Raw genomic sequence first — 6,835 nt, forward strand, 5'->3', positions numbered from 1 at the left:
CGTATATTTGTTGATTAAATAACTCATACAGCCGCACACTTGTACGGCTGTATGAGTTATAAAAAGTAAGTATACCGGAAATTATCATGTGGATGTGGCCTCCCCGATGGGTTTACGTATGCACGCTTCTATTGCTGAGCTTACTGACAGTAGCGGCACAGGCTCAAACGTCTGCTACTACTGTTACCTTACAGTGGCAGGGCCAGGCAACAGTACTCCCCACCCGTAGCGCATCCGGCAAAGTACCTACTTTTGCAGGAGCCTCCCTCGACCCTGTGGAAGGCCTTCCTTATTACCGCCTGCAATTGCCGGGCGCAAATACCCGCAACCTCACATTAACAGAAACAGCATACCAGCTTTTCTCTGATGCCGAACAAAAACTCTTCGGCAACTATCTGTTTCCTGCCGAGCCCCAGGTGCTTATAAACTCGGCCATACAGCATAAACAGCCGGTAAGCCTCGTTTCCATACTTCCTATCCGCCGCAACCCCGGCAGCAACCAATTGGAAAAGCTGGTCAGCTTTAGCTACACCTACACTGCAGAAGAAACTAATACCACCTTTGCCAGCACTGCAGCCACTTCTGGTACCGGCAGCTTTGCCGGTACCTCTGTGCTTAGCTCCGGGGAATGGTATAAACTGGCTGTCACGGCATCTGGCATACATAAGATTGATAAAAATGTACTGCAGGAACTGGGTATCAGCACACAAAGTATTGACCCCAGGAAAATTCAGGTGTATGGTAACGGAGGAGGTATGCTGCCACAGCCTAACAGCAGCGTCCGCCCCGATGACCTGCAGGAGAACGCTATTATGGTGGCCGGTGAGGCGGATGGCAGGTTTGATGATGCCGATTATGTACTCTTCTATGCCCAAGGGCCACATACCTGGAACTATAAGGCCGCTGAAGAACAGTTCGAACATACCTACAACGTCTACTCCGACACGGCTTTTTACTTTCTCCGGGTAAACCATACCACCGGGGCCCGCATTGGCTCCCGTGGGCAAACAGCAGGGGCCACACAAACCATCAGCACCTACGACGAGCGGCTGTTTTACGAGAAGGACCTGAAGAATATGGTGTACTCGGGCCGGGAATGGTATGGCGAAGAATTCAGCAGCTTTAACGCCTCCCGTGAGTTTTCCTTTGCCGTTTCTGATGTGGTACCAAACTCCACTGTCAAGCTAACAGCTTTCCTGATGGCGAATTCCCCCGCCAATTCCTCCTTCTCTTTACAGTTAAACGGCCAGAACCTGGGCACGCAATCTATCACTAGCCGGGGCACCTATAACTATCACCCGGAAGGCACCAACAGCATTAAAACCTATAGTATCAATCAACAGGCTTTGGGCAATGCGACTGATTATAAAGTAAACTTCAATTTTAGCACTGGTGGCAGTTCCACCTCGTTGGGTTATCTCAATTACCTGGAGCTGAACTATGAGCGACAGCTAAAATTATATGGCGCACAAACCAGTTTCCGGTCTGTGGCAAGTATAGGAGCACCTGTCAGCAATTTTACGATAGCCGAAGCACCTGCTGGTACCACTGTCTGGGATGTCACTAACCCCTTGCTGCCTGTGTTACAGGAAATCAGCAACGGCAGCTTTAGCGCCCCCACAGATGAACTGCGGGAGTTTGTAGTGTTTCAGGGGAATAGCATCACCTCCAAGCCTATAGCAGCAGGCAAGGTAGCTAACCAGAACCTGCATGGCGTAAATACCAACGGAGCGCTTGACTTCGTAATTGTGGCGCACCCGGATTTTCTGCAGGAAGCAAACAGGCTGGCTGCTCACCGGGCCCAACACAGCAACATGCAGGTGCAGGTGTTTACGCCTGCTCAAATCTATAATGAGTTTTCTTCCGGGGCACAGGATGTAACAGCCATCCGCGATTTTATGCGCATGGTGCACAGCCGAAGCAGCAAAAGCGGCGACGACATCATTTACCTCCTGCTCTTTGGTGACGCTTCCTATGACTATAAAAACCGCATTCGAAACAACACCAACTTTGTGCCGGTGTATGAGTCGCGGGAGTCGCTGCATCCTATCACCAGTTACTCCTCAGAAGACTACTTCGGCTTTTTAGATGAGGAGGAAGGCGAGTGGGCTGAAAACACATCAGGCGACCACCTGCTGGACATAGGCATCGGACGATTACCGGTTAAAACAATTGCTGAGGCGGCAACAATGGTTGATAAAATTATGGCTTATGACAGTCCGGCTCACTTTGGCAAATGGCGCAGCCAGGTTACGTTTGTTTCCGATGACGGAGACTTCAATGAGCACCAGAATGATGCCGAGCATTTGGCCAATTATGTGGAGAGCACATTTCCTGTTTATCAGCCCAACAAAATTTATCTAGACCTGTACCCGCAACAGGCGGTTGCGAACGGCCAACAGGTGCCAGAAGCCTCTTCTGCCATAGACAAAGCAGTAGAACAAGGCTCCCTAATCATCAATTATACCGGCCATGGAAACGAAGTTAGCTGGACAGCAGAGCAAATCCTGACGATGCAGCAGATAAACAGCTGGAAGAACAAAGATAACCTCGCTTTTTTCCTGACTGCCACCTGCGAGTTCGGCCGCTACGACGACCCAGCCAGAGCATCGGGAGCAGAAGTAGCGTTGCTCCATGAAGAGGGCGGCGCCATCGGGCTTGTGACAACCACCCGCCCCGTTTACTCCAATGGCAACCGGGTACTGAACCGAAACTTCTTCAAGAACGCTTTTACGACCTTAGGCAACCGCATGCCGCGCCTGGGCGACTTGGTGCTTCACACCAAAAACAACAGCATTACAGATAACATCAGTGGCTCTACAGGAGTAAATAACCGCAACTTCTCACTCTTAAGCGACCCTTCGCTGCAACTGGCATACCCGCAGCTTCAGGCCCAGATTACGAGTATAAATGGCAGCCAGGATGCTACAGATACACTTAAGGCGCTAAGTAAAACCACGCTGAAGGGGCAGATCACCACAAGCGCGGGCTCCATAGCAGCCAACTTTAACGGCGACCTGCGGTTAACAGTTTATGAGAAACCGACCACCCGCTACACGCTGGGTGATGAGCGCTCCCAGAAAGTACCGGTTCAGTTGCGGGAGAACATTATTTATGACGGGAAAGTAAACGTGCAGCAGGGAGTTTTTGAGACAGCCTTTGTGGTACCTAAAGACATTGCCTATCACTATGGTGCAGGCAAAATCATGCTCTATGCCAGCAACAGTTCTTCTGATGCCATGGGTGCAAATCAATCCATCGTGATAGGCGGTACGGCAAAGGATGTTCCTGCTGACAATGTTCCGCCTACAGTAAAGCTGTTCATGGATGACGAGTCGTTTGTATTCGGTGGCCTTACCGGCAAGACCACCACCCTACTGGCAGATTTGTTTGATGACAACGGCATCAATACAGCAGGAATAGGCATTGGCCACGAGATAACGGCTGTTCTGGATGAGAACCGCGATAACGTGATAGTGCTGAACGACTACTATACCGCAGAGCAGAACAGCTATCAGAAAGGGAAAGTAAAGTATACCCTTAAGGACTTAGATGCGGGTCTTCATTCCCTTCGCCTCAAGGCCTGGGACACGCATAATAACTCTTCGGAAGAATATATAGAGTTTTTTGTATCTAATGATGCCGGTGTTGCGTTAGAGCATGTGTTAAATTACCCAAACCCGTTTTCCACGAACACAACCTTTAAATTTGACCATAACAGAGCTGGTGAGAACCTTGACATTCAAATAGAGATTTACACCATTTCTGGTAAGTTGGTGAAAACGTTACAGACAACTGCCTATGCCAGCAAGGCACATGTGTCAGAATTAACTTGGAATGGCAGAGACCAATACAATGATATGCTGGCGCACGGCGTTTATGTCTATAGGATAAATGTCCGATCGCAGCAGGATGGCTCAAAAGCCTCAAAAATTGAGAAACTTGTAATTTTAAACTAGTATAGTAACCTATAATATCTATATTTGACGTAGCTATTTACCCTTCATATGTATAACAAAAGTCAGATTTTTAAGGCTACAGCATTTGCGCTTGCCTTGTTTACAGCTCCTGCTGCCTTTGCGCAGATTACTACCGGAGGAAATGTGAGCGCAGTAACCACTGCTGTACCTATCCTTACTGTTGGCCCTGATTCACGGTCTGCAGCCTTAGGAGATGCCGGTGTAGCTTTGTCACCAGACGCAAACGCGTCCTACTGGAATCCAGCCAAGCTCGGCTTTGTTCAGAACGACCTCAGCGTTGCTTTCTCCTACTCTCCCTGGTTGAGCAATATCGTGGATGACATGTCGCTGAACTACCTTTCTGGCTATAAGAGGCTGAACGAAACATCGGCTTTGTCTGTGTCACTAATGTACTTTGACTTAGGCGAAATACAGTTTATTGATGCAAACCAGAACCCGCTGCAGAATTATAACCCGAAAGAGTATGCTGTGGCGGTGAGTTACGGGCAAGCCCTGAGCGAATATTTTAGTGTTGGTGTAACCGGTCGTTTTATTCACTCTAACCTTGCCGGTGATGTGAATGTGAGCGGAAGCAACACGGAGTCTCAACCCGGTAATACAGCTGCCGTAGATGTAGGGGTATACTATAACAGAGATCTCAACCAGAACCTGAACCTCGGTTTGGCTGCCAACATTTCGAACATAGGCGGTAAAATAGCTTATTCTGAAAATGAAGATAAAAGCTTTTTGCCCACTAACCTGAAAGTAGGTACAGCGTTAACCTATAACCTGGATGCTTATAACACGCTTACATTGGCTGTTGATGCAAATAAACTGTTAGTACCCTCACCAGGGGCTGATTCAGACCAGAGTGTGGTAAGCGGCATCTTCTCTTCGTTTGCAGATGCCGAGGGAGGCGCAAGCGAAGAGTTAAAAGAAGTAAACATTTCGACAGGTTTGGAGTACTGGTATAACCAGCTGTTTGCTGCCCGCGTCGGTTATTTTTATGAGAACCCAGATAAAGGTGGAAGGCAGTACTTTTCGACCGGCATAGGGATACGCTACCAGAAATTCGGCTTAGATGGAGCATACCTCATCCCGAGCGATGAAAACAATCCGTTGGCAGATACCTGGCGGTTCACGCTGGTTCTAAACCTTGAGTAATAATTAAACAGTAAAGAATGCTTGATAGAACAAAAGCACCAGAAACATATGAAATAGATGCCATTACGCTTCAGGTAGCAGAAGTTACTAACTTAAGTAATGGAGCGCGCATGCATGTTATCAAAAGCGAAACCCAGCCTGTTGTCAGGCTGGATTTTGTTTTTAAGGCCGGCAAGTGGTTCGAAAACAAAACAGGAGTGTCTGACCTGGCAGCGAAAATGCTGCTGGAGGGCAGCCTGAACCACTCAGCTAAGCAAATAGCAGATAAAATTGCTTTTTACGGCGCATCTTTCGATAATAACCACGGCTACGACCGCACGGAGTTCACACTCTATTGCTTGGCAAAGTATGTAGAGGAGTTGCTGCCGCTTGTACTGGACGTACTACAGAATCCGGTATTTCCGGAAGAAGAGTATAACCTGTTGAAAAAGCGCACCATACAGAACATTAAGGTGCAGCGCCAAAAGAACAGCTACTTAGCAACTCACAGCTTTACAAAGCAACTGTTCGGAGAGCAACATCCTTATGTTTTTGGTTTCGATGAAGAAGATCTGGAAAGCCTGACAAAGGAAGGCCTACAGCAATTTTATAAGAGCCGGTACATCACGCAGGAACTGGAAGTATTTGCCTGTGGCGCTATTGATGACACGATGCAACGATACCTAGAGCGTGAAATTCAGCACCTAAGCATTCAGCCTTCCAAAGCTTCTTATACCTCCTCTCAGAAAGAAGAAACGGCTAAAGCTACTGAGAAGACTAATCTGGTATTTGTAGAAGATAGTTTGCAGTCATCTATCCGCATGGGTAAGCTTTTTCCGCATATCAGCCATAGCGATCATTTACAGCTACTCGTCCTGAATGAGGTATTTGGCGGCTACTTTGGTTCAAGATTAATGCGTAACATCAGGGAGGATAAAGGATATACCTATGGTATATATTCCGTGATATCACCCAAAGAACAGAACAGCCTCTTCTATATTGGGACTGATGTAGGCTATGCAGTTACAGATAATACCATAGAAGAGATAGTAAAAGAGATAAAAATCCTACAGCAGGAAGAGATACCGGAAGAGGAGTTAAGCACTGTGAAGAATTACATGCTGGGGAAATTTCTCAACGACATCAATACGATATTCGACCAGTGCGACCGTTACAAGCGCATTGTATTGTATGACCTCCCACAGAATTACTATAACAACTTCGTCACTACTATCAGAACAGCGACATCTGCCGAACTTCTCAAACTGGCAAATCAATATTTGCTGGAAGAGGATTTATATACTGCGGTTGCTGGTAGAAAGAGTTAGCTAATGCAAATATCTTACAAACAGAGAAGCCCCGACTATGTAGTTGGGGCTTCTCTGTTTGTAGGCAGTAACCCCTAACGTTACCAATACCCGTACTAATAGGTAGAGAACCTGTCCCTGCAATGGCTTCTGTATGATATAAAGGTGGCTGATATTTTTAGGAAGATTTATCCTGCTTACCTTTAATCCTGAGTATCCTGCCCCAAGACATACCCACGGCTGCCGCCCGGCATGGGTGCCAAGGCACAGCGCATGCCCGTCCTGCTGCGGCAAGCAAGGTTAGTATTCCTCAAACACAAGAACGCCCCCTGCTATCTCTAACAGGGGGCGTCTTTTTGTAGGGTTGGCGGCCACCTACTCTCCCGGGTGTGACCCCAGTACCATCGGCGCGTCCGGGCTTAACTT

Annotated in this window: 3 protein-coding genes; all 3 read left to right on the forward strand. The window is 47.7% G+C overall.

The features are described from left to right. Positions 1–86 precede the first annotated feature (86 nt). From porU to E1919_RS19015, 3 genes are read left to right on the forward strand one after another with little or no spacing between them, the layout of a single operon-like run. Positions 87–3,959 (forward strand): type IX secretion system sortase PorU, encoded by a 3,873-nt coding sequence (gene porU / locus E1919_RS19005; protein ID WP_237144645.1) that lies wholly within the window; start codon positions 87–89, stop codon positions 3,957–3,959. Between the two features lie 48 nt (positions 3,960–4,007). Further along, positions 4,008–5,123, forward strand: a complete 1,116-nt coding sequence (porV, locus tag E1919_RS19010; protein WP_162054993.1) for a type IX secretion system outer membrane channel protein PorV — start codon at positions 4,008–4,010, stop codon at positions 5,121–5,123. 17 nt (positions 5,124–5,140) lie between these two features. Further along, on the forward strand, positions 5,141–6,430 hold the full coding sequence (locus tag E1919_RS19015) for a M16 family metallopeptidase (RefSeq protein WP_162054994.1): 1,290 nt from the start codon (positions 5,141–5,143) through the stop codon (positions 6,428–6,430). The last annotated feature ends 405 nt before the right edge of the window (positions 6,431–6,835 follow it).

The sequence above is a fragment of the Pontibacter pamirensis genome (assembly GCF_010015475.1).
Classification (GTDB): Bacteria; Bacteroidota; Bacteroidia; order Cytophagales; family Hymenobacteraceae; genus Pontibacter; species Pontibacter pamirensis.

What these genes read in the sequence shown, in the direction of transcription:
- porU (WP_237144645.1), top strand. Translation starts at nt 87, where the DNA reads ATGTGGATGTGGCCTCCCCGATGGGTTTACGTATGCACGCTTCTATTG.
- porV (WP_162054993.1), top strand. Translation starts at nt 4,008, where the DNA reads ATGTATAACAAAAGTCAGATTTTTAAGGCTACAGCATTTGCGCTTGCC.
- E1919_RS19015 (WP_162054994.1), top strand. Translation starts at nt 5,141, where the DNA reads ATGCTTGATAGAACAAAAGCACCAGAAACATATGAAATAGATGCCATT.